This window comes from Thioflexithrix psekupsensis, from assembly GCF_002149925.1.
GTDB classification, from domain to species: Bacteria; Pseudomonadota; Gammaproteobacteria; order Beggiatoales; family Beggiatoaceae; genus Thioflexithrix; species Thioflexithrix psekupsensis.
Genome location: NZ_MSLT01000012.1, coordinates 913,851 through 934,904, shown reverse-complemented (window position 1 = coordinate 934,904; position 21,054 = coordinate 913,851). Strand labels below are relative to the sequence as shown.

Sequence of the window (21,054 nt, the reverse complement as noted above, 5' to 3'; positions counted from 1 at the left end):
ATCAAATGGACAAAACTCACGAAGCCGAAGCAGGCGGATGTGAGGGTTGGAATTCCTGTTGAATCACCGGATCATCTTCAACGATCACCTCGGGAGATTTTGGCGCAGAAGCTGGCGGTTCTGTGGGAGTGGCGGGGGATTTTTTCATGAACCGTTTGCGCGTAAACGCATAGTACATGACAGGAATCACGATTAATGTTAATAAAGTCGAAACAAAAATTCCGAAAATTAACGCCACCGCTAATCCACTAAAAATCGGATCGTCCAGAATAAAAAATGCCCCTAACATTGCCGCTAATCCCGTTAAAACAATCGGTTTTGCCCGCACTGCGCTGGCATTCACCACCGCATCGGCAAAATCCATTCCTTCATCGACTTGTTGGTTAATAAAATCAACCAATAAAATGGAATTGCGCACAATAATTCCCGCTAATGCAATCATCCCAATCATCGATGTCGCCGTAAATTGCGCTCCCAATAACGCATGACCCGGCATCACGCCAATAATCGTTAAAGGAATCGGTGCCATAATAATTAATGGCACCAGATAAGAACGGAATTGCGCCACCACTAATAAGTAAATTAAAATCATCCCAATCGCATACGCAATGCCCATATCCCGGAACGTTTCAAATGTCACCTGCCATTCTCCATCCCATTTAATGCTATAACGGTAAGGATTTTCAGGTTGTTGAAACAAGTATTGTTGCAAATCATAGCCCTCAATAGGACTGTCTTTTAAGACGGCAAAAATATCAAACATACCGTACAAAGGACTGTCTAATTTACCCGCCATATCTCCCGTGACAAAAGCAATGGGCAATAAATCTTTATGATAAATCGCATTTTCCCGTTGACTTAAACGCACTTGAGCAAATTCAGATAAGGCAATTAAATGGCCGCTTTGACTGCGCACGCGCAAATTTTGCAATTGATCCACTTCAGCCTTTTCACCGGGTGCGAACGTTAAACGAATGGGAATGGGATATTTCACATTATTTTCATAAAGAAAAGTCACATCTTCACCCCGCAATACCGTATTAATCGCAGTCACCGCGGTTTGTTGTGACACACCCAAACGCGCCGCTTTGGCCTGATCAATCTCGATAATTAATTTAGGCGCAGGCGATTCCACACTGTCATCCACATCAACAATATCTTTTGTATTTTCAAATACTTGCCGCACTGCTTTCGCCATGCGCAATTGTCCTTCATAATCCAAACCATACACCTCCGCCACCAACGGAGCTTGTACGGGAGGCCCCGGCGGCACTTCAACAATTTTCACATTCGCCCCCAATTCGCGCCCAATCGCCTGCAATGGCTCGCGTACACTAAAGGCGATTTCATGACTTTTACGGCTGCGATGATGCGCATCCACCAAATTCACTTGAATATCCCCAACAATCGCCCCTTTCCGCAAATAATATTGCCGCACTAAGCCATTAAAATTAATCGGTGCCGCCATACCAGCATAAATCTGATAATCGCTCACTTCAGGGATTGTTTTTAAATGTTCTCCCAACGCATTTAATACCCGCGCCGTATGTTCCACACTGGTGCCTTCGGGCATATCAACCACAATTTGGAATTCCGATTTATTGTCAAAAGGCAACATTTTTAAGACCACATGTTGCGTCACAGCCAATAACATGGAACCCACAATTAAAGCCAAAACCCCAAATAGCATAAGCCAACGCAAAGACATATATTTTAAAAAAGGTCTAATAATCGCATTAAAAAAACGATAACCCAGACCTTGTTTCATATCGATGTGATCACCGTGACCGTGTGCGGCATGTTCGGCGGCTATTTTCTTAAAAAACTTATAACTTAACCACGGCGTAAAAATAAAAGCCACCGCTAAAGAAATCAACATACCAAAACTGGCATTGATCGGAATTGGACTCATATAAGGCCCCATTAATCCCGTCACAAATGCCATCGGTAATAATGCCGCAATTACGGTAAATGTCGCCAAAATGGTAGGGCCGCCGACTTCATCCACGGCTAAGGGAATGGCTTCTAATAAATTCTTTTTCCCCATTTGCATGTGACGATGAATGTTTTCCACCACCACAATCGCATCATCCACCAAAATGCCAATACTAAAAATCAATGCAAATAAAGACACCCGATTTAAAGTAAAACCCCACGCCCACGACGCAAATAAAGTGATTAATAAAGTAATCACTACCGCCGCCCCCACAATAATCGCCTCGCGCCAACCTAACGCCAATAAAACCAGTAACACCACAGAAAGCGTGGCAAAGATTAATTTACTGATTAATTTTTGCGCTTTACTGTTTGCGGTTTCACCATAATCTCGTGTGACAGTGACTTGTACATTATCGGGGATAAATGTGCCGCGCAATTGTTCAAAACGTTCTGTCACTTGGCGCGAAATTTCTACCGCATTGGTACCGGGTTGCTTACCAATCGCCACGGTCACCGCAGGAAAATCTCCTGCGACTTCAATGCCTTTGCTGTCCAAGGCGGGGCCTGTGTGAAAAGACACATAACGCTCAACCTGATCCGTGCCTTTTTCCACCGTCGCCACATCGGATAAATACACAGGATGTCCATTGTGCATCCCTACGACTAAATTGGCCACTTCTTCAACTTGGGTGAGAAAAGTACCGGCTTGCACCAAAATTTCCCGATCATCCCGCACGATTGATCCCGCGTCTTTAATGGCATTGCTGATGCTCAGGGCATAACGTAAGTCATCAATTGTTAATCCGTAGCCTGTTAAGCGCACCGGGTCTAACAATACGCGGACAATCGCATCAGAACCACCAATGGTATAAATATCCCGTGTGCCTTTGACCCGTTTTAATTCAGCTTCAATGGTATGGGCGATTTTTTGCAAATTACACGCGCCACATTTGGGATCATCCGTCCACAACGTTAAAGTGACAATCGGCACATCATCAATGCCTTTCGGTTTTACTAAGGGCTGTCCCACACCTAAATGCGCCGGCAACCAATCTTGGTTTGAATACACTGCGTTATATAAACGCACCAGAGCTGACGTGCGATCTTCGCCCACTTTAAATTGAATCGTGAGAATCGATAAGCCCGGATAAGACACTGAATACACATGTTCTAAGCCTTCAATTTCAGAAAATTTCTGCTCGGCGGGTGTACTCACCACTTGTTCAACTTCTCGCGCCGATGCACCGGGATAAGGAATAAATACATTGGCAAAAGTGACATTAATTTGTGGTTCTTCTTCTCTGGGCGTAACCAATACCGCAAAAATTCCCAGTAATAAACCCACTAAGGCTAATAATGGCGTAATTTCTGTGGTTAAAAATTGTTTGGCCGTACTTCCCGCAATTCCCAAACGAGAATGATCAGGCGTATCAATGGATTCTGTGTGATGTTCATTGAGCATGGGTAGAAACCTTTTGTCCAGCGCGTTGTTCTTTCAACAAAATAGCCGCGTTCAAGGGGTCTAACGCCACCCGCTCTCCTTCGGATAAACCCGATAAAATCTCAATCTGATCACCAATAATTTTCCCCAAACGCACCTGACGCATGGTTAATTTACCTTGTTCATCAATGGGATAAACCGCTCTGACTTCGCCCCGATAAGCCACAGCCTGATGTGGCAACATCAAACGCGCTTGTTGTCCCAAAATAAACTCCGCTTTAACAAACATTCCGGGTTTTAAATCAGGAATATTTTTAGGTAATTCCAAACGCACCCGAAAATTATGTGACTGGGTATCCGCTTGGGGCAATACGGTAATTTTCTCTACTTTATAACGGGTTGGCGTGTCAGGCAGATTAACGATAATACTGGCTTGATCCTGTTGACGCACAGCCGCCGCTCGACTTTGAGGAATACTGGTCACAGCCCGTAATTGATCAAACGAATACCCTGACATGATTAAACGTCCGGGGGCTGCGCTTTCTCCCAATTCAATATGCCGCTCTAAAACAATTCCGCTATACGGAGCTTTTAATACAGTGTATTGCAATTGTTCTTCAGCGCGTTTAATGGCGGCTTCTACAGAACCGACACGGGCTTGTGCCACGCGAAGTTCGGCATTCACGCGATCCATTTCAACCGCGGCGATGGCTTTGCGGTCGTAACTGGCTTTGACTCGGTTATATTCGCTTTGTACGCCATTTAAGTGAGCGCGGGCTTCTCGCAATTCTGCATTGGCTTGTGCCAACGCGCTGCGATGTTCGGCATCGTTTAAGCGGACTAATACTGCGCCTTTTTTCACTGTGTCATTGACATCAAAATTGACTTCAGTGACTTGTCCGCTGGTTTGTGCGGTTAAAGTGGCGCGATGAACGGGTTCAATCAGTGCATCGACGGTCAATGTGTCGGGTAAAGACTGCCGTTCAGCCACTGCCGTATCCAAAGCCCACACCAACAAGGGCATCGCCCACAATCCCCCTCCCCACAGCATCAAGCGCAAATAGCGGTTTAAAATTCGCAGATAGCGGATAAACATGTCACAACTCCTAAGTTTTTAAAAAATTTAATAATCATGTAAAAAAATTCATGCTTCGCAAGGTAAACAAGAGCAGTTAAGATCATCCAGAATATGGAAATATTAGTGAATTCTAATCTATTTGCAAGCGAAAATTTTGCATTGCAGAACTGGAGGGGAATGACTTGAAGAATCTATACTGTATTATAGAATATAAAATTTTACGTTTACGACTTGTTTTAAAAGTAAGCAATAAAATCACTTGCCAAATAAAGCAAAAATCGTTTAGAGTTTGCCTTGTTTTCAAAACAGCATTAGTAATACTATTATTCATTGCTGTTTTAAGCAGTAAATAAAAATTTAGCACATTTATTAGAGTTGTGGTCTCAATTAAAATCAAGTAGTTGTGTTTAAGCGGAAGTTATGTAGTCCTGCACAGCAGGACAAAATTTTATCATAAAAATCAAGGTAGTGGATTCTCAATCGGTCTGATAAAATTCTAAATACCTTTACTCCGCAAATTGCATTTTCCACAACAATACGCTTTGAAGGTAGAATCCTATTCTCCTCTTTTTGTTCTCGAGTAAGCGGCTTATTTTTGGATTTCTTGTGAGGAAAACACACCGATTTACAATCATATTGTTTATCCATACCTAAAAAACCTAAATCAACTAAAATATTAGACTCAATAAAATATTTTTTATCTGGAGAAAGCATTTTCTTTAACACGTTAAAATCATGGCATTTACCATTTACAGGATGGCTTATATACAAAATTTCTTTAAGTTTATTAACAATCACTAACATCTTTACTGTGTGAGTTTTTTTTTACCCGAATAAAATTCCTTTTGGATTTCTTTATCCGATGGACGTTGTATATCTTGCTCTGTCACATCAATAATCAACTCCTCTATATCGGAAAAATAAGCTTTAAAATCATCGATATTGTCTATGTCTCTGGCAGGCATATGCTTTAAAACACACAAGGCATGAGTTAAAATACGCAAGCCTAATCTCTGCGTTTTCTTGGCGTGAGAACCATCCATACCTGCCATCACACCTAAAGCATCATCAGTTAAACTTTGCTTTAAACGGGTTAGTGTAAATAACAATAATTCTCTCTCGTTATTAATGCAGTAAGTGGCTTTATCATTCATCAATCTTGATTTGAGTGTTGAACCTTGTAAAGTGAGATAAGATTGTTTAAAAACTTCCAGCAACATATCAAACTGCTTTGCATCCAGAGCGATTAAGGCTCTCCATTGTCTGGTTGTGTTTTTATTTGTCAGATTGAAATTCATTTTGATACTCCTTTTTGGAATCGGTTAATACCAGGTTTTTTTGATACCACAAGTCTAATGATATTTCTAAAGATTTTTTTGCCTGCTCAAATATACCAAAATTATGTGAGATATAAAAACAAATTAAGTTTTAATATCTACCTAGATATTAGGTATAAGATACTGTTTAATTTTATTAAACTTAAACACTTTACCTGACAAAAAGGTCTCAAACATACTAGTGACTTCTTTAAAGCTTGATAGGCGATGAAAATTCTTTCTGACCCAATTCTTACCTTGAAGCCAAATATCCTCGACTGGATTTTGCTCTGGGGCATTAGGTGCAAATCTTAATAAACGAACTTTCCATTCTGATTCTGGAAGTCCCCCATTTAATTTCTCTAAATAAGTTCTTAAACCTTCAGAACGATGATAACTTGCACCATCCCAAATAATCACATGACGGGCTTCTTTATATCTGTAAATGAGCCAGTTAATAAAGTCTATCGTATATTTTGTATCAGCTTTCTTTGCCCTATCTAAAATAAATTCTCCCGTATAAATATTCACCGCTCCATACCACGTTTGAGAAGTGCGATAATTACTCATCTTTATTGACGTTCTTTCTCCTTTTTTCGACCAAACATAACCACAAATATCTCCCCACAACTGATGGCTTTCGTCTTGCATCCAGTACATTACCTCTCCACTTTCTATCTGTTCACGCTCCTTATCTATTAAATCCTTAATCTCTTTTTTTTTAGCTTCCACTTTTACCTCATCTTTTGCCGAATTCTCTTTGTGTGTCTTCTTATAACTTAAATTCGCTTCTTCTAATAATTTAGTATAAGAAGTATTTGAAGAATAGAAAACATCATACTCCTCTTTTAAGTATCTCTTTAGTTCCTCTATTGTTATTGTCTTCTTTTCTTGTATCCAATTAATCACATCTTCTCGTTCACGCGGCTTTAAATACCCTGGTGAGCCTTTATACGCTAACTTTAATCCTTCAACCCCTGACGCTAAATAAATGGCTTTCCATTTATCCACAAATTGCACACTGACACAACACGCTAAAGCCGCTTCCGCACGCACAAAACCAAGCAAAGACATTCTTACTGCCATCGCTCGCTTCACTTCTCTCGCTTCACCTGTTGACATTAACTTTTCCAAATCTTCATATCTTTTGTTCATTATTCTCTCCTATTTGAAAAGTATTATCATACGACTCTGAAAAAATTGGTATATAATGCTTCTTTAAAAGAAGGGAGTGAATATTCTTTTGAGTAAGCATATTGTGTTGTATATATTCTAATTCTAACATCAGTGCCTTTTAACAATGATTCTTAACACCATGAAAACAGCAAAATTTTTAGCCGTAATTATTTTAAGTATTTTTATTTTGGGTTGTGGAAATAGCGACCCAGGTCCCCTTGCAGGAACTTGGCAAATGTCAGGCTTAATGCCAATGACCGTCCAATTTCGGAAAGGAGAAACGGAGACAATGGGTATAATTGAAAAAGTTTCTTACAAAATCAGCGGTAATGACGTTTTAGTCACTTACGAAGATGGGATAATGAAAGGGACAACAATGCGTTACACTATCGCCGATAAGGACACGGTAAAAACAGAACTAGGCCTTTTACAGCGCGTAAAATAATCAACCAAACCGCTTTTTTTGCCGCTCACTCCTTCCCAAAACAATGCGAATAATCTGCACACACTTCACACGACGGCGCACGGCACACATAAATCCCTTCTTGTTCGCATAATTGTTTATATAAAAACTTTTTCCATTTCATATCCCGATTATTTTTTGCGGCTAATTCGGGAAAATAAGTGGTGAATAATGCGCTTAAATCGCGTCTTGACCACAACCCCAAATCCTGCCACAAATGATCTTGTCCTAAACAACCGTAGATCACTATTGTCGTCAACCAATCACTTTGTTTATCATTACCGCGACGATGTTGCTGTAATAAAATACGCAAATCTTCCATTTCGGGCATTCGCGTCAAATCCCATACGGGATCGGGCGTGGTTTTTTGCGGGAGAGATAAGGTGGGAAAATGTGTTTTTAACAATAGCGTCCACTCTTCGTCACACAATCCCAACTGTTTAGGTAAACAACTGCGCTGACAATACCCACTGGCAATCAACATCGCAAACAACGAATCCTCTGACAAACCCGCACTGTGGATCATTAATTCCGCATACATTGACTCAGGTATTGTATTTTTAATCTCACTGAGATGAGTTGAATTGGGGAAATAATCGGGACGAATTGACGCATTCATTATCACATACTCCACAAGGCATAAGGGACAACGCCACTGAGCTAATACAGCGACGTTATCCCCAGATTAGACGATAATCGCTTAATATTCCACAAGAATATCTTGATCGCGCACAATCATCTGACACGCTAAACGCCAAGGCGGCGCAATATCACCGACTTCTGCGTTTTCAATATCTTGTGCGGTTAATTTACCGTTTTCTTTCAACACGGTTTTTTCTTTCTCAGTCAAATGAGAACCCATAATTCCCTTGTCATCCAATGGCGACACTTTAATAACACAAGTGCCACATTCGCCATCGGCACAATTAAAATCGATGGGAATTTTATGCGCCCGTGCGATGGATAAAATGGTTTCTGTATGACTGCCTGCAACGGCATACACGGTTTTGTCACGGTAATTTGGATTACTGAATGTAATATTTGGCATAATAAAAACCTCTGCACATTGAAATGATCAGAATTAAGCGGGCTTAACGGTGACTGAACCACCTAAAATCTGGGCTTGACACGCCAAACGGCAGTGACGACCCACGTTATTATCCCGTAACACCTTCTCTTCCAACACAGAGGGCTGTGATAAATTCTCCCAACCATCAAGCACTTGCATAATGCAAGTCCCGCAGTCGCCTTCCCGACAACCATAAACTAAACCCGCATTGACTTTCTCAGACACTTCAATAATACGAGTGCCGGCTGACACCGTAACGGTTTCACCGATGTCTGCAAATGTGACTTGTGCTTTTGCCATAAGTGATCTCACTTAAATTTGAGGAGGGTAAGAATTCCGTCAACTTAATTTGCTAACATTAAAGAAAAGTGACGGTTTTTATTTTTGGGGAAAATAACGTTGGAATAATTCCCGCATTATCTCCCAATGATAAATCCAAATTGGCCGTTTTTTTAAACGTGATTTTAAAACTTTATGCCGGGCCAACAGTGACATTACCCAAAATTTGGGCTTGACAGGCTAAACGAAATTGTTTGCCTGCCATATTTTCTTTTAAAACTTTATCTTCTAAAACAGAAGGTTGTGATAAATTCTCACCGCCTTTAATCACGTGCATTAAGCAAGTGCCACAATCACCCTCGCGGCAGCCATACACAATCGTTGATCCCACTTTTTCTGAGACATCAATCACTCGCGTTCCCGCTGGCACGCGCACCGTAATGCCAATATCTGCAAAGGTTAATTCTGCTTTCATTTCTCACTTCCTCTATAACTTAATACATCTTTATAAATCTTCAAAATCGATAACTTTAGGCTTTTGTTTATCGGTCATAATTTCAGCCAATTGCCGACCAAATTGGCGACATGCTTCTAATTCTTCTTCTGTAGGAATTAATTTAACCCGAATGCCCGGCACCGGCACCCGCACTTTTAAACCGCGTAAACGATCTTCCAACATGCCCACCGCTTCGCCCGACCAGCCGTAAGAACCGAAAACCGCGCCCACTTTGCCTTGTAAATTGATCACCACCAGCGAGGACAATAAATCCCACATCGCTTTGGTGGCATCGCCGTTGATCGTCGGCGTGCCTAAGGCAATGCCTTCTGCATCTTCGATTAAATCCACAAAGGGTTCGACCGCGCCGCCTTCTAAATCGTATAAGGACACGCGCACGCCTTCGATTTCGCTGGCACCTGCGTAAACCGCTTCAGCCATTTTTGCTGTGTTACCATAAGAGCTGAGATAAAAAACCAGTAACGTCTTGTCTGTACTCTCTTTTTTTAAACGGGGTTCGGTCAACTCTCGAAAACGCGCCACATAACGCGCCGGTTGATCGCGTAAAATCGGCCCATGTGTGGGCGCAATGATTTTTAAATGTAAAGGTTCAATTAATTCTAATGCGGCTAAAACATGTTCTCTAAAGGGGCGCATAATATGCGCGTAATAATATTCAAAAGAAAAACGAAAATCACCGACTAAATCATTAAATAATCGCGGGTCACAAAAATGACAACCAAAAGCATCGCCTGAAAATAAAATGGCTTCTTCTTCTAAATAAGTACATTGGGTATCTGGCCAATGTAAATAAGGCGTATTGAGAAAACGTAATGTACAATCGCCTAAACTCACCGTGTCATTGGTCGTGACTGGGGTAAAATCAAAAGATTCTTGTTTTAATAAACCTTTTAACATCCGTTGGGCTTTATGGGAAATATACAGGCGGGCATGGGGCGCACGACGCATTAATTCGGGTAATGCGCCAGTGTGATCGGGTTCTAAATGATTTAACACAATCACACGAATGTCATCGTAATTGGCCACGCTTTCTAAGCGTTGAAAAAATTCATCAGAAAACTTTTCTTTTACCGTATCAATCACGGCCACACCGTCTTGACCGCGCACTAAATAAGCGTTGTAAGTGGTGCCATTGGCGGTTTTTAAAATAATATCAAATGTGCGTAAAGTGGGGTCTAAAGCCCCGATCCAATGCACCCGCGAAGAAATCGGCACGGCATCACGAGTCTGTGCGACATTTATTGGACGTTGGGCTTGCGCAGTCATAAGGGTTTCGTCTCCGCACAAGGAACGGTTTTATGACAAGTTTGTATATCAGTATTTCCCTCATCTTCCGATGGCACGCTTAAACCTATCCAAGTCTTCACTTCTTCTGGATCAAAGCCCTGTCGATACTCATTGTCCACCTGCAACAACGGACGACGAATCAATAACGGTTGTAAAATCAACAATATCAAGGCTTCTTGCGCGCTCAACTGTGTGGGATTAACTTCTCCCGATTTGATCGCAGGCGCGGCCGGATTAAACCATTCGGACACGGGACGCGCTGCCAAAAAGGGCAGTAAACGCTCGGCTGTCCACGCTTCTGTCAAGAGATTACGCGCAATCACCTCATGACCAGAATCCGTAAGCCATTGTTTTTGAAGGGTGTTATTATGGCAGCCCGGCTTTTCGTAAAACACCACGCGAGCCATATTAATGTGCCTGCAATTCGGCCATGGCCGCTTGCATTCTTTCGGGCGGAATGCCCGTTAGCGATCCCGGTGGATTTAACGCCTGTCCCCATTGATCGACAATTGCGCCTTCAATGGGACAAATGCTGGCACATTGCGGATCGGTATAATCGCCGTCACATTCGCTGCATTTTTTTGCGTCGATGAGAAAATGGGGTTTTGCTTCATAAATGGCTTGGCTAGGACACAAAGGTTCACACGCCCAGCAGTTTACACAAGAGGCAATAATCGTTAAGGCCATGACAACTTTCTTCCTCTATCATTCAAGTTAAAACGCATAAATCGGTTGAGGCACAGAGGCCGCCGGACGGATGTGCATTTGTTCCGTGGTCAGATCGCCACTGGCTAACATGCGTTGATAAATTTGATAAATCGCATCTTCGATGCCGATCAAGGGATATTCTGTATTAACCATAATATCCGCTTGTTCCAAAGCGCATCGCGTCACATTATCCACATAAGCACAAAGTAACACATCACAACCTTGTAAAGCCGCAATTGTTTTACGCAAAGCCGTTTGCGCATCCGCCGCAGATCGCGCCGCTTCGCAACGTCCGATCAAACGAATTTCGTGACAGGTGGCCTCGTAAATGAGAAATTCACTGGCCTCTTCAAAATCATATCGAATACGTTGCGTTACACACTGCTCAGAACGATGTGCGACAGCCATTAATACAGTGCGATAAGGCTGTTGATAGCGTAAGCAATACGTTGGTACGGATTGCGGATAATCCCCTGATGAATCTGTTAGACAAGATGAACAAGGGTTTTTGGCACGAGAAACAAGCGCGGATGACAACCAATTCATCATGAGATCACCTAAAAAATCTGAAGTTCGACGGTGCGAAGAGTAAAACAATTTAATGTCCACTCCTCGCATACGGATGACAAAATTAAGCCCGTGCTTGGCGCATGTTGTCGGTTTGGGTAGCGAGTTTACCCGCGGCCAACATGTCTTCATACACGGCCATTAAGGCATCTTCAATGGGTTCCATGGGATGTTCGCCATTGGGTTGGATGCCTGCGGCTTCCAATTGTCCCCATGGTTCGTAACCAATTTTAGAACACAATACCACTTCGCAGCCTTCCAAAGAACGGATAATTTTCTGTAGCGTGGTTTCCGCATCGCCACAAGTGTCGCCGCCCGTGCAGTATAAATCAGTCTTACGATGTCCCGTCATTTTGATGCCGTCTCTGGAGACTTCATAGACTAAAAACTCTTTGGCATGACCAAAATGCTGATTAATAATGCCACCGCCTTGCGTCGCAACGGCCATTAATACCGGGCGATATTGTTTGCGCGATAAGGTGGCTTTTACTGCGTCTAATTGGATTAATTGCGGTTTATTTTTCTCGGCTTTTTTCGCGGCTAAATCGGCTTCAATTTGAGCATGAATTTCAGCGCGTTGTTTCATGGCTGAGGCGTAATCAATTTCCATCGCTTCAATTTTATCTAATGTAAATTCTGAGCCGCGATCTTCGCCCAATAAACCCACCGCATCCGCACGACATTGACGACAATGGCGCATCATATTCATGTCGCCTTCACAAGAATCTTGTAAGGCCTTGAGTTCTGAGGCCGTTGGGCCACGTTGTCCCATAATTCCGTAGAAAGTGCCGTGTTCTGCTTCAGCGATCAAAGGCATGACATTATGTAAAAATGCGCCTTTCGCTTTGACCACTTTACTGACTTCGGCTAAATGCACGTCATTAATGCCCGGAATCATCACTGAATTAACCTTAACTAAAATGCCGCGCGCCGTGAGCATTTCTAAGCCTTTTTGTTGCTGTTCGATTAAAATTTCAGCGGCTTTAATGCCTCGAATTCGGCGATTTTTCCAAAAAATCCACGGGTAAATTTGTGCGCCAATTTCTGGATCAATACAATTAATGGTAATAGTGACATGATCAATATTATGTTTTGCCAATTCATCGACGCATTCAGGCAAAGCCAGACCATTGGTTGAGACACACAATTTAATGTCTGGGGCTTGTTCTGACAAAGCGCGGAAAGTGGCAAAAGTGCGTTCAGGGTTGGCGAGTGGATCGCCGGGGCCTGCGATGCCCAGCACGGTCATTTGTGGAATGGTCGCAGCAACGGCTAGGGTTTTCTTAATCGCTTGCGCGGGCGTAAGCAGTTCAGACACCACTCCGGGACGCGATTCATTGGCACAGTCATATTTACGATTACAATAATGACATTGAATATTACACGCAGGCGCAACGGCAACGTGCATACGCGCATAATAGTGATGTGCTTCTTCTGAATAACAGGGGTGGTTATGGACTTTCGCCCGGATATGTTCGGGCAGATGATTCAATTGATCATCCGTACTGCCGCATGAACTGGCCGAACAACCGCCGGTTTTGGCTGTGGGCGGTGTTTGCCCTAGTAGTGGTAATTCCATCATCACACAATCCTCGTGACAAAAATGGCATTGCAGGGTTTTGCAATAAACCATTCAGCAAGGTTTATTCCACCTTTATAATGGATTGTTTTTAAATGATTTTTTTATAAAAAACCGTCAATTTGTAGCAAATACAACAGAGATTTGTGGTGGCATTGTGTCCAACGTTACAGCTTGGGGAGGGGGATTTAGAGACGCTAAATTAGCGTATTCTTCATTTTTCAATCCACACCAACAAAGATTTAACGGTTAAGTCACAAATCCTTGCTATGCTGAATCCCCTGTTGACGTAAAAAATAACTATAGTCAAATCACGGGCTATTTTTTCTTATTATTCAAGGATATGGGTTATGAATGCCGTTTCATCAAGCGAACTGTTGAAGAATGCAGTCCATCAAGATGCCCTGATGAGTCGTCAAGGCTTGCTGCAAAGAATGTTTAGTTTTTGGTTTAATGGTTTTGTGTACAACCAAATTTGGGAAGACCCCAAAGTAGATTTAGAAGCCCTTGCATTAACACCAGAAAGTCGAGTTTTAACTATCGCTTCTGGAGGATGCAATATTTTAAACTATCTCAAAGTACAGCCCGCACAAATTATTGCTGTTGATTTAAATCAATATCACATGTACTTAACCCGTTTGAAATTAGCAGCATTGACACATCTACCTGATCATGCAGCTTTTTTTGACTTTTTTGCGCATGCGGATAAAGCCCATAATATTGAAAATTACGACCGTTATATTAAGCCACATTTAGATGAAAATACTCGTCATTTTTGGGAAAGTGGCGCATGGATTGGCCAGCGGCGTATTGGTTATTTTGGTAAAAATCTTTATCGTTATGCGCGTTTTGGTTATTTCGTGCGTTTTTTGCATTTTATTGCGCGTCTGGCCAAATCCGATACGAAAAAATTACTGCAAGCGAAAACCTTAGCCGAACAAGAAGCGATTTTTCAACAAGAAATCGCGCCTTTTTTTGAACATTGGTTTGTCAAAATGGTGGGGAATCTTTCTTTCTCGGTATTTAGCTTGGGCATTCCGCCGCAACAATACCGTTATATGAAAGAAGAATCAGGTGGCAATTTAATCCATTTATATCGTCAGCGGGCGAAACGTTTATTTTGTCAATTTCCCATTCAAAATAATTATTTTGCATGGCAAGCATTAAGCCTACATTACGACACAGAAAATGGTCAGGCTTTACCCGATTATTTGAAAGCAGAACATTACGATGTGTTAAAAGCCAACGTAAACCGAGTGGATACTCACATCACCTCGCTGATCGATTTTCTACGTAACCAGCCCAGTCACAGCTTAGATCGCTTTGTTTTGCTGGATTCACAAGATTGGATGCCGCCAGCCGTGATCACCGCGTTGTGGCAAGAGATCGCTCGCGTGGGTAAACCCGGTACGCGGATTATTTTCCGCACCGCGTCACCCGAATCGCCCATTGAAACGGCATTACCGCCCGCATTGCGCGAAAAATTTGTTTATGAACAAGCAAATTCAGCGCGTTTATTTGAACAAGATCGCTCGGCGATTTATGGTGGTTTTCACGTTTATCATAAAGCCAATCATTAAAAAGTGGTTTTCACGTGCAGAGAGATGATGAATAATGAATCAAACCGATGTCATGGATCGCATGTATCGTTATCAACGTTACATTTATGATGCCACGCGCAAATACTATTTATTTGGTCGAGATACCTTGATCAATACCATGACCATTACACCGGGACAACACGTGTTAGAAATGGGATGTGGCACGGCACGCAATTTGATCAAATTAGCCCAACGTTATCCGCAAACGGCTTGGTATGGCATTGATGCGTCGCACGAAATGTTGCGCACCGCACAGTTGAAGGTCGAAAAAGGCGGCTATCAATCCCGTATTCGGTTAAAACAGGGATTGGCAGAACAATTTGATTATCAAAAAGATTTTGGTTTAAATCAAGGTTTTGATCGCGTCTTTTTTTCTTATACCTTATCCATGATTCCCTGTTGGCAAGCGGCGTTGGAAGCTGGATTGGCGAATACTAAACCCGGTGGAGAGTTGTATATTGTCGATTTTTCTGATCAACGCGATTTACCGCGTTGGTTTCGGCATTTGTTGGTGTGGTGGTTAGATTTATTTGGCGTGCATCATCAGCCTGAATTATTGCCTTATTTAGAAAAAAGAGCGCGAGAAGGTGCCGGTCAATTACACGTCACCAGTTTGGGTGGACATTACGCTTTTATTGCGCGTTTTCGCAAAACGATATAATAGGGAAAAATAGCTTCATCGCTATGAATTCTTTACGGTAAATCTAAATAGAGAAGCACAGGTTTTTCTTGCTCTACCCGACATAAAGCCACTTGCAAACATTGTTCATCTATTTTTGTGGAGAGGGGTGTCTTTGTTTGGGTAGGAAATAACACCGATTCCTGACGTAAGGTAGGGGTCGGTGTGTTTGTTTTGATAAAAGACACCGGCGGCGTGGCAATGGTTGCAGGAATTAAAATTAAAGTGAATAATCCTAAACTCATTAAGATAAAACTCACTTCGATGATATTCGTGCCTAAATACGGTTTACAGGGTCTCATTGCAGTTAATTTTCCATTTTTGCAACACTTAATTTAGAAAAAATAACTTTATTTTTCAATTAGTTGTTGTTGAATTTTAGTGTAAATTATATGCAATGAGATATAGGCAAACTTTATACCAAATCTTACTTTGACGATGCGGTAAATTCTGTATCAGTCAACCATTTATAAAAATCCATTTCGTTTAAAATAGAAATGGCTTCAGGTTGTGTTTTATCGTGTTGAAAAACGAAAAATTCACGCGGACGATTCAAAGTGGCACTCACTCCTTCTGCTTGTACTTGAACCTGCCCTTCCACCAAACACACCCAATCTTTATCTTCAGCCACTTTAACAAAAACATCTGTGCCGCGAATGCCTGCGCTAATTCTTCCCGCTTTTAAATTGACTTCACGCCCTTCAATGTGGGTACTTTCACTGGAATAACGAAAAATACCTTTTAACACTTCAAATCCCGCCATTAAGGTGTTATTTTCCTGCGGAGATTTGACCTGCAAATAATCAATTTTAACTCGCGCATTAGGGCCAATTCTGGCCGTGCCGCCATCTGAAAAACGCAGCAAAATCCGTCCATCAGGACTGCTTGTGATATAATCACCTGTGAGCAATTCGTGTCCAAGCATCAAAGGGCGTTGTACATCATTGCGCTCATAGGCGGCGCGTCCTTGAATGGCTTCGACGTGTGCCAAGGGCGTATTGGCACTGACGGCATTAAAAAAAACTAAAAATAACAAAATTAATCCATAATGTATTGTATCCACTCTTTTTTCTCCGTTAAATGAACAAAAAATTATGTTGACTTATCCATCCATCGATCCCGTTGCATTTTCCATTGGCCCGTTAGCGGTTCATTGGTATGGTTTAATGTATCTGTTTGGTTTTACATTGGCGTGGTGGCTGGGTTTACGCCGTATACGTGCGCCCTATTCTCCCTTGAATAACACCGAACAATTGAGTGATTTATTGTTCTATTGTGCGATGGGGGTGATTTTGGGGGGACGTTTGGGTTATGTGTTATTTTACGACTTAGCCAGCTATATCGCGCATCCACTCAATATTTTACAAGTTTGGCGCGGTGGAATGTCGTTTCATGGGGGATTAATTGGTGTTTTATTGGCCGTTTGGCTTTATTCGCGGCGCATACAATGCCACTTTTTTGCCATCACTGATTTTATTGCCCCGCTTATCCCCATCGCTTTAGGTTTGGGGCGAATCGGTAATTTTATCAACGGCGAATTGTGGGGTCGGCCAACTGATTTACCGTGGGGAATGATTTTTCCCGATCCAGCCGCAGGTTATATTGCACGCCATCCTTCTCAATTATATCAAGCCCTTGCAGAAGGTATTGTGTTGTTTCTGCTGTTGTGGCTTTATTCGAGAAAACCACGCCCAATGATGGCGGTTTCAGGTTTATTTTTAATGGGTTATGGTGTATTGCGATTATTTACCGAATTTTTCCGCACGCCTGATGCCCATTTGGGATTTATCGCTTTTGACTGGCTGACGATGGGGCAAGTGCTGAGTATTCCCATGATTGGTGCGGGAGTGATTTTAATGGTTTTGGCCTACCGTCGAGCGGCTAAATGATCGCTGTGATCTCTCCTTCGCAATTGACAGTGGCAAAAATAACCCCATATCGGGTGCAATCGTTTTGTTCCATTAAAGATTAACGTAAAAATACAACAGGAGAAGCACAACAATGATCATTCGTAATCGCTTGGCTTATGTGGTCATGGGAATGGGTTTATTCGCGGCCACAGCCCCCTTAGTCGCCGATGATGCCCCTTTGCGCGTGCGCGCTGGCGACGAAATTCAGCTACAAAAAACCAGCCCCACCGTGAAAAGTTTCACGATTAAGCTTGAAGGCAGTGAGCGGGAAAGAGAGGTGTTATTCAGCATTGAACGCATGGTGCGGGATTTATTCGCTCGTTCGCGTATTGGCACGCGTGCGGTGCATGTGAGCAGTGGCACACCCGTGATGCCGGGGGAAAAAATTTATGAGAATTTGGAAATTGTGATCAACGCTCGTATTGCTGATCAACCGAATGATCCTTATGCGATTAATATTACTTTGCGCGAATTTGGGCAAGCAGAAGGCGAACCCCAGCGTTTTTCTTATTTGCCTGAACAGGCGGTGGCTTTTGAGCAGTTGTTAAGCGACTATTTGTCTAAGGAATTGAATTTGTTACCCCGTTCCGCGCCAATGATTGCACCGACAACCCCCGCACCGACTATTACGCCAGAAACAGTCGCGCCTGCTACACCGCGCACAACGGACAGCACAATGGTTATCCCGCCGCCCCCACCGCCAACGCCCTCATGGGTTAATCCTGCCCATTTGGAAGCTCCAGAGCGGGTTAATCCTGCGCATGAAGTCCAATTGCAGAAAACCTCGCCTACAGTAAAACGTTTTTCGATTAAATTAGTCGGTTCTGAGCGGGAAAATACGGCGTTGGTGGAAATTGAGCAGATGATTCGTCGTATTTTTAACGAATCTCGCATTGGCACAGTCGCCGTCGCCGTGACCGGAGAACCCATCGCACAACAAAGTAAAGTCTATGAAAATCTGGAAATTACGGTAAACGCCCGCATTGCTGATGTGGCTGACGAGCCTTATCGGGTCAATATTACTTTAAATGAAGCGGGCAATTCCAGTGGTGCGCCACAGCCTTTTAGCTACGCGCAGGCGTTCCCCAATGTGTTTTATGATGAATTGAAGGCGTATTTGTCAAAAGAATTGAATTTGTATCCTAGACGTTAAACGTTAGACGTTTTTTTGCTTTTTGACGGAAAATAAAAAACCGATTCGTGAGGATCGGTTTTTTTGTTTTTATGGAGAAGAGAAAACAAAATCCATCAGACTCAGAAAAAGTCTCACCTTCGATTCCGAAACTTTCCAATAGGCACAATCGCAAAGGTGGTTTAGACTTTACTCCAGTGAAGGTTGATTTCTGAAAAGTTCACGGTAGAAACGACCCTAAGCACAGAAAGACTGCCTTAGCCCGACAGTCTTTGAACCTGTAAGAAGAAAGGCTTTTTTAAGACATAAAAGCCCTCAAAATGATAAAAAATGAAGTAATCGCAGTTCCCCATCGCGCCTGCCCGAACGCCATGGGGAGTTTTCTGGATACACAACTCTGCCCTTTTTTCATATTTCGCTTTTTAATATGATTAAATCAAATAAGTAGCGAAAATTATACAAAAGAATTTTTATCACATGCCCCGTGCATGTTTCCGCCGCGATGCTTGACAAAAAAGATCGGCGAGAATCGAACGCTAGAGCGATGTGGGCGGCAAGGATGCCGCAATGCTGAAGATACCGACTTCACAGGATAAGAGGCTCGGTTTCTTCTTTTTTTTGTGTAGAATAAAACTAATCCGCTAAACTCAACACCAATTGCGTAAATACATCACCGCGATGTGTGTAGTCATTAAACATGTCTAAACTAGAACACGCTGGCGATAACAAAACCGCATCTCCCGCTTGAGCAAGACGATACGCTTGTAAAACGGCTTCTGCCATCGTATTAACGGCAACAACAGGCATAGTCTCACGTAATAAATTCCCAATGTGATCCCCGTCGCGTCCTAATGTCACACAGGCGCGTAAATGTGTCGCAGCCACCTCGGCAAAAGGCTTAAAATCCGCCCCTTTGCCATCTCCCCCCGCAATCAAAACAATTTGCCCCGGACGCGCCAAAGTTTGCATGGCCGCAATACTCGCTCCCACATTTGTTCCCTTAGAATCATTATAAAAATCAATATGTTGATAACGTCTCACAAAACGGCAACGATGTGGTAGCCCCTGAAATTGCCGCAACGCCGTCAACATCGCTTCCAACGGAATTCCCACCGCTTCGCCCAAAGCCAACGCCGCTAACGCATTGGCTTGCATGATACTGCCCGACACAAGTAATTCGTCAGCAGACAATAAGTAAGTCAAAGTCTCATCACAATGACGAATTAACCACACCTTATCCTGATGATGACAGACACTAAATGTCGCACGATTACAGTGTAAACTAAAACCAGAATGCTGATGTTGAGGGTCTAACAAAGCCACCACTTGCGGATCATCCGCATTAATGACGTTAATACGGCTGTGTTGATAAATTCTGGCTTTGGCTTGTGCGTAAGCGTGCAAACTGTCATAACGATCCATGTGATCTTCTGAAATATTTAACACGACGGAAGCCGCTGTTTTTAAAGAATAAGTCGTTTCCAACTGAAAACTCGACAATTCCAACACGTATAAATCAGGCGCGGGATGAGTCAACAATTCCAAGGCAGGCGTACCTAAATTCCCCCCCACCCGCACGTGCCAACCCGCTTGAGCTGCCATTTCTCCCACCAACGTCGTGACCGTACTTTTACCATTCGATCCTGTAATCGCCACAACAGGCGCATTGGCATGGCGCGCAAATAATTCAATTTCACTGATAAATGGAATACCTAATTGCTGCGCGGCAGCAAACTCAGCGCGCGTCAAAGATAAACCCGGACTGATAACGACTTGTTCGGCGCGACAAAGTATTTCGCTATCAAAACTCCCTGTTTTATAAAACAATTGTTGTGGAAAAACCGTCTGCAAAGCCTGACATTGCGCCAAATAAGGCGGTTGTTCTCGATTATCCATGACATAAACCCGTTGCCCGTGCTGGGCTAAAAAGCGCGCACTCGCCAATCCCGTTATTCCCATCCCTAACACAACGGTAAAAGCAGAAAAAAAATCAACAGGTAACGCAGTATGATGACTCATGAAAATAAAGCCTAAAAAAATAAGTATAAATAAGAATCAAAAGTTGAGAAAAAAGACTGAGAAAAGCAGAGAAAATATTAAAACAACGCTGATCGCAATCCATAAATTGCTAAGGCTAATAATCCGCCCCCCATCAATAAAACAAATAAAAAACTCTCCCACGCTTTCACCACATTCGCACTGTTAAGATGCGGGCTTGTTGGGGGAGTATGGGAATTGGTGGGAGTGATTTCTTGAGTTTCTGTGGTCATGATGGACTCCTCTTTAGGTGGTTTCTCTCGTTTCTAAGTGCCAT

Annotated in this window: 23 protein-coding genes; 5 read left to right on the top strand and 18 right to left on the bottom strand. The window is 42.7% G+C overall.

All coding sequences use genetic code 11. From position 1 onward, the window contains the following. Positions 1–16 precede the first annotated feature (16 nt). The 5 genes from TPSD3_RS09125 to TPSD3_RS09105 form a co-directional block, all read right to left on the bottom strand. The gene (locus tag TPSD3_RS09125; protein ID WP_086488229.1) at positions 17–3,400 is read right to left on the bottom strand and encodes an efflux RND transporter permease subunit; all 3,384 of its coding nucleotides are present in this window, start codon (positions 3,398–3,400) and stop codon (positions 17–19) included. After that, on the bottom strand, positions 3,390–4,475 hold the full coding sequence (locus TPSD3_RS09120) for an efflux RND transporter periplasmic adaptor subunit (protein ID WP_086488228.1): 1,086 nt from the start codon (positions 4,473–4,475) through the stop codon (positions 3,390–3,392). The genes TPSD3_RS09125 and TPSD3_RS09120 overlap by 11 nt, the downstream gene beginning before the upstream one ends. A gap of 375 nt (positions 4,476–4,850) precedes the next feature. Next, positions 4,851–5,261 carry a transposase family protein gene (locus TPSD3_RS09115; protein ID WP_086486739.1) on the bottom strand — a complete coding sequence of 137 codons (411 nt, stop codon included), beginning with the start codon at positions 5,259–5,261 and terminating at the stop codon, positions 4,851–4,853. 2 nt (positions 5,262–5,263) lie between these two features. Continuing rightward, positions 5,264–5,755 carry a hypothetical protein gene (locus tag TPSD3_RS09110; protein ID WP_086486740.1) on the bottom strand — a complete coding sequence of 164 codons (492 nt, stop codon included), beginning with the start codon at positions 5,753–5,755 and terminating at the stop codon, positions 5,264–5,266. Between the two features lie 141 nt (positions 5,756–5,896). After that, positions 5,897–6,928, bottom strand: coding sequence for an IS630 family transposase (locus tag TPSD3_RS09105; protein ID WP_086486667.1), 1,032 nt, complete (start codon positions 6,926–6,928; stop codon positions 5,897–5,899). A 160-nt stretch (positions 6,929–7,088) separates the two neighbouring features. Here TPSD3_RS09105 and TPSD3_RS09100 point away from each other — a divergent pair, with 160 nt between their 5' ends. Next, entirely contained in the window at positions 7,089–7,394 is a 306-nt protein-coding gene (locus TPSD3_RS09100) for a hypothetical protein (RefSeq protein ID WP_217884412.1), read from the top strand. Between the two features lie 25 nt (positions 7,395–7,419). Here TPSD3_RS09100 and TPSD3_RS09095 read toward each other — a convergent pair whose 3' ends face one another. The 9 genes from TPSD3_RS09095 to nifB form a co-directional block, all read right to left on the bottom strand. Beyond that, positions 7,420–8,031, bottom strand: coding sequence for a nitrogen fixation protein NifQ (locus TPSD3_RS09095; protein WP_217884411.1), 612 nt, complete (start codon positions 8,029–8,031; stop codon positions 7,420–7,422). Positions 8,032–8,112: 81 nt separating this feature from the next. Next, positions 8,113–8,460 carry a 2Fe-2S iron-sulfur cluster-binding protein gene (locus tag TPSD3_RS09090; protein ID WP_086488227.1) on the bottom strand — a complete coding sequence of 116 codons (348 nt, stop codon included), beginning with the start codon at positions 8,458–8,460 and terminating at the stop codon, positions 8,113–8,115. Positions 8,461–8,493: 33 nt separating this feature from the next. Continuing rightward, a complete protein-coding gene (locus TPSD3_RS09085; protein ID WP_086488226.1) occupies positions 8,494–8,781 on the bottom strand; it encodes a 2Fe-2S iron-sulfur cluster-binding protein in 288 nt (95 codons plus the stop codon). A 172-nt stretch (positions 8,782–8,953) separates the two neighbouring features. After that, positions 8,954–9,235 carry a 2Fe-2S iron-sulfur cluster-binding protein gene (locus tag TPSD3_RS09080; protein WP_086488225.1) on the bottom strand — a complete coding sequence of 94 codons (282 nt, stop codon included), beginning with the start codon at positions 9,233–9,235 and terminating at the stop codon, positions 8,954–8,956. 30 nt (positions 9,236–9,265) lie between these two features. Beyond that, positions 9,266–10,543 (bottom strand): FprA family A-type flavoprotein, encoded by a 1,278-nt coding sequence (locus TPSD3_RS09075; RefSeq protein WP_086488224.1) that lies wholly within the window; start codon positions 10,541–10,543, stop codon positions 9,266–9,268. Continuing rightward, entirely contained in the window at positions 10,540–10,971 is a 432-nt protein-coding gene (locus TPSD3_RS09070; protein WP_086488223.1) for an ArsC/Spx/MgsR family protein, read from the bottom strand. Before TPSD3_RS09070 ends, TPSD3_RS09075 begins: the two co-directional genes overlap by 4 nt. Before the next feature lies 1 nt (position 10,972). Then, entirely contained in the window at positions 10,973–11,251 is a 279-nt protein-coding gene (locus tag TPSD3_RS09065; RefSeq protein WP_086488222.1) for a 4Fe-4S dicluster domain-containing protein, read from the bottom strand. A 27-nt stretch (positions 11,252–11,278) separates the two neighbouring features. Beyond that, a complete protein-coding gene (locus TPSD3_RS09060) occupies positions 11,279–11,821 on the bottom strand; it encodes a NifB/NifX family molybdenum-iron cluster-binding protein (RefSeq protein WP_176329805.1) in 543 nt (180 codons plus the stop codon). Between the two features lie 82 nt (positions 11,822–11,903). After that, positions 11,904–13,421: a nitrogenase cofactor biosynthesis protein NifB gene (gene nifB / locus TPSD3_RS09055; protein WP_217884410.1), complete on the bottom strand. Its 1,518-nt coding sequence runs from the start codon at positions 13,419–13,421 to the stop codon at positions 11,904–11,906. A 347-nt stretch (positions 13,422–13,768) separates the two neighbouring features. Between nifB and TPSD3_RS09050 the strand changes: the two genes are divergently transcribed. Together TPSD3_RS09050 and TPSD3_RS09045 are read left to right on the top strand one after the other, a co-directional pair. Continuing rightward, positions 13,769–14,998, top strand: coding sequence for a BtaA family protein (locus TPSD3_RS09050; protein WP_086488219.1), 1,230 nt, complete (start codon positions 13,769–13,771; stop codon positions 14,996–14,998). 34 nt (positions 14,999–15,032) lie between these two features. Beyond that, a complete protein-coding gene (locus tag TPSD3_RS09045; protein ID WP_086488218.1) occupies positions 15,033–15,680 on the top strand; it encodes a class I SAM-dependent methyltransferase in 648 nt (215 codons plus the stop codon). A gap of 32 nt (positions 15,681–15,712) precedes the next feature. Here TPSD3_RS09045 and TPSD3_RS09040 read toward each other — a convergent pair whose 3' ends face one another. Together TPSD3_RS09040 and TPSD3_RS09035 are read right to left on the bottom strand one after the other, a co-directional pair. Further along, positions 15,713–16,000 carry a hypothetical protein gene (locus TPSD3_RS09040; protein WP_086488217.1) on the bottom strand — a complete coding sequence of 96 codons (288 nt, stop codon included), beginning with the start codon at positions 15,998–16,000 and terminating at the stop codon, positions 15,713–15,715. Between the two features lie 125 nt (positions 16,001–16,125). Next, positions 16,126–16,761 (bottom strand): FecR family protein, encoded by a 636-nt coding sequence (locus TPSD3_RS09035; protein WP_086488216.1) that lies wholly within the window; start codon positions 16,759–16,761, stop codon positions 16,126–16,128. A gap of 31 nt (positions 16,762–16,792) precedes the next feature. Between TPSD3_RS09035 and lgt the strand changes: the two genes are divergently transcribed. Both lgt and TPSD3_RS09025 read left to right on the top strand, forming a co-directional pair. Next, the gene (gene lgt / locus TPSD3_RS09030) at positions 16,793–17,587 is read left to right on the top strand and encodes a prolipoprotein diacylglyceryl transferase (RefSeq protein ID WP_086488215.1); all 795 of its coding nucleotides are present in this window, start codon (positions 16,793–16,795) and stop codon (positions 17,585–17,587) included. 112 nt (positions 17,588–17,699) lie between these two features. Then, the gene (locus tag TPSD3_RS09025; RefSeq protein ID WP_086488214.1) at positions 17,700–18,761 is read left to right on the top strand and encodes a hypothetical protein; all 1,062 of its coding nucleotides are present in this window, start codon (positions 17,700–17,702) and stop codon (positions 18,759–18,761) included. A gap of 612 nt (positions 18,762–19,373) precedes the next feature. Here TPSD3_RS09025 and murD read toward each other — a convergent pair. Continuing rightward, positions 19,374–20,759 carry a UDP-N-acetylmuramoyl-L-alanine--D-glutamate ligase gene (murD, locus tag TPSD3_RS09020; protein WP_086488213.1) on the bottom strand — a complete coding sequence of 462 codons (1,386 nt, stop codon included), beginning with the start codon at positions 20,757–20,759 and terminating at the stop codon, positions 19,374–19,376. A 77-nt stretch (positions 20,760–20,836) separates the two neighbouring features. Beyond that, positions 20,837–21,010 carry a hypothetical protein gene (locus tag TPSD3_RS17520; protein ID WP_176329804.1) on the bottom strand — a complete coding sequence of 58 codons (174 nt, stop codon included), beginning with the start codon at positions 21,008–21,010 and terminating at the stop codon, positions 20,837–20,839. Positions 21,011–21,054 lie beyond the last annotated feature (44 nt).

Bases quoted from the DNA above. Each gene is read 5' to 3' on its own strand.
- TPSD3_RS09125 (WP_086488229.1), bottom strand. From the start codon at position 3,400: ATGCTCAATGAACATCACACAGAATCCATTGATACGCCTGATCATTCT.
- TPSD3_RS09120 (WP_086488228.1), bottom strand. From the start codon at position 4,475: ATGTTTATCCGCTATCTGCGAATTTTAAACCGCTATTTGCGCTTGATG.
- TPSD3_RS09115 (WP_086486739.1), bottom strand. From the start codon at position 5,261: ATGTTAGTGATTGTTAATAAACTTAAAGAAATTTTGTATATAAGCCAT.
- TPSD3_RS09110 (WP_086486740.1), bottom strand. From the start codon at position 5,755: ATGAATTTCAATCTGACAAATAAAAACACAACCAGACAATGGAGAGCC.
- TPSD3_RS09105 (WP_086486667.1), bottom strand. From the start codon at position 6,928: ATGAACAAAAGATATGAAGATTTGGAAAAGTTAATGTCAACAGGTGAA.
- TPSD3_RS09100 (WP_217884412.1), top strand. From the start codon at position 7,089: ATGAAAACAGCAAAATTTTTAGCCGTAATTATTTTAAGTATTTTTATT.
- TPSD3_RS09095 (WP_217884411.1), bottom strand. From the start codon at position 8,031: ATGAATGCGTCAATTCGTCCCGATTATTTCCCCAATTCAACTCATCTC.
- TPSD3_RS09090 (WP_086488227.1), bottom strand. From the start codon at position 8,460: ATGCCAAATATTACATTCAGTAATCCAAATTACCGTGACAAAACCGTG.
- TPSD3_RS09085 (WP_086488226.1), bottom strand. From the start codon at position 8,781: ATGGCAAAAGCACAAGTCACATTTGCAGACATCGGTGAAACCGTTACG.
- TPSD3_RS09080 (WP_086488225.1), bottom strand. From the start codon at position 9,235: ATGAAAGCAGAATTAACCTTTGCAGATATTGGCATTACGGTGCGCGTG.
- TPSD3_RS09075 (WP_086488224.1), bottom strand. From the start codon at position 10,543: ATGACTGCGCAAGCCCAACGTCCAATAAATGTCGCACAGACTCGTGAT.
- TPSD3_RS09070 (WP_086488223.1), bottom strand. From the start codon at position 10,971: ATGGCTCGCGTGGTGTTTTACGAAAAGCCGGGCTGCCATAATAACACC.
- TPSD3_RS09065 (WP_086488222.1), bottom strand. From the start codon at position 11,251: ATGGCCTTAACGATTATTGCCTCTTGTGTAAACTGCTGGGCGTGTGAA.
- TPSD3_RS09060 (WP_176329805.1), bottom strand. From the start codon at position 11,821: ATGATGAATTGGTTGTCATCCGCGCTTGTTTCTCGTGCCAAAAACCCT.
- nifB (WP_217884410.1), bottom strand. From the start codon at position 13,421: ATGATGGAATTACCACTACTAGGGCAAACACCGCCCACAGCCAAAACC.
- TPSD3_RS09050 (WP_086488219.1), top strand. From the start codon at position 13,769: ATGAATGCCGTTTCATCAAGCGAACTGTTGAAGAATGCAGTCCATCAA.
- TPSD3_RS09045 (WP_086488218.1), top strand. From the start codon at position 15,033: ATGAATCAAACCGATGTCATGGATCGCATGTATCGTTATCAACGTTAC.
- TPSD3_RS09040 (WP_086488217.1), bottom strand. From the start codon at position 16,000: ATGAGACCCTGTAAACCGTATTTAGGCACGAATATCATCGAAGTGAGT.
- lgt (WP_086488215.1), top strand. From the start codon at position 16,793: ATGTTGACTTATCCATCCATCGATCCCGTTGCATTTTCCATTGGCCCG.
- TPSD3_RS09025 (WP_086488214.1), top strand. From the start codon at position 17,700: ATGATCATTCGTAATCGCTTGGCTTATGTGGTCATGGGAATGGGTTTA.
- murD (WP_086488213.1), bottom strand. From the start codon at position 20,759: ATGAGTCATCATACTGCGTTACCTGTTGATTTTTTTTCTGCTTTTACC.
- TPSD3_RS17520 (WP_176329804.1), bottom strand. From the start codon at position 21,010: ATGACCACAGAAACTCAAGAAATCACTCCCACCAATTCCCATACTCCC.